Origin of the sequence: Thermococcus sp., assembly GCF_027063845.1 — an archaeon.
Lineage (GTDB): Archaea > Methanobacteriota_B > Thermococci > Thermococcales > Thermococcaceae > Thermococcus.
Window position 1 is genome coordinate 1 of record NZ_JAMOQU010000057.1, and the last position, 1,102, is coordinate 1,102.

The window sequence follows — 1,102 nt, forward strand, 5'->3', positions numbered from 1 at the left end:
CGAAGACTTCCTCACGTTCCTCCTTGAGACGGACGCGAAGTGGGCAAAGCGCAAGCTGTGGCGCGGAATCATCAGAAGCATCTACGAGAACCCGCGCGCGCACTCGACAGACATTGCCAAGCTCCTCAACACGACGCCCTCCACCGTCATGCGCACCGCCGAGCGATATAGGGCTATGTGGAACGAGCTTCGCGAGGACTACGAGGAGTGGAAACGGAAGCTTGAGGAGGGCGTCCCGGGCGAGTCGGCGCCAAAGCTCCCGCCAACCAAAGCCCCTTCCCCACAGCCGGCCCCAGAGCCGGCGCCGAAGAAGCGTGGGGGGTCTAAGGGCTCTACGAGTGGCGAGAAAGAAGAGAAAATCCCGCAGAAGCTCTACGAGTTCACCAAGAGCACGACGACCTTCAAGGAGATTGACAAGACGCTTAGCGAAGTGCTCGGTGCCCAGTTCCACGATACAGCAGTTAGAAAGGAAGTTTACGCCCGGCTCGGCGAACTGCTGATTTTCAGCCTCCTCCAGCTCGGCGTGGTGGAACGCGACAAGATAGTCGCCTACTCTGAACAGCTCTCGACCGACCCAGACAGGCTCTACGAGTACGTCAAAAACCAGCTCGACGCCGTTCTCCGCTTAACTGACGCCGAGACGCTCCAGCGCGTCTGGGTTGAGCTAACCGCGCTCAGGCGCCAGGTCAGGGCACTCGAAGCGACCGCCGACATGCTCAGCGACACGCTAAAAGAGTACGAGGACGCCATCCGCTTCCTTATGGGCCTTCTCACGCGCGACCAGCTCGAAAAGTTCTCCGCGTATGTGTTTATGAAGGAGTTTATGAAGCAGTATGCGCCCCTGCAGGGCGCCGTTCCTGGAGGTGGTAGGTGATGGAAGCCGTGCAGGTCGAAAAGACCGCCGAGGAGGCGCCGACCGAGGTGCCGAAGCTCGAAGAGTTTCTCCCCGTCGGAGAAGCCCAGCCCGCCGAGGAGAACGCCCCAGAGCTCCCGAAAGAGGTGCAGAACCAGATTGCGACGACAATCGTCCAGGGCCAGATGGCCGGCCTAAGCGAGGAGGAGATAAAGGAGAAAATCAAGGAGCGCTACGGCCTAAGCGACG

General features: G+C 60.2%; 2 protein-coding genes. Both read left to right on the forward strand.

Annotated elements, in window-relative coordinates:
- On the forward strand, positions 1-874 hold an 874-nt coding region (locus MVO87_RS04025), incomplete at its 5' end, for a winged helix-turn-helix domain-containing protein (protein ID WP_297552290.1).
- Positions 874-1,102, forward strand: a 229-nt coding sequence (locus tag MVO87_RS04030) for a hypothetical protein (RefSeq protein ID WP_297552292.1), incomplete at its 3' end; no start/stop codon positions are given. The genes MVO87_RS04025 and MVO87_RS04030, both read left to right, overlap by 1 nt.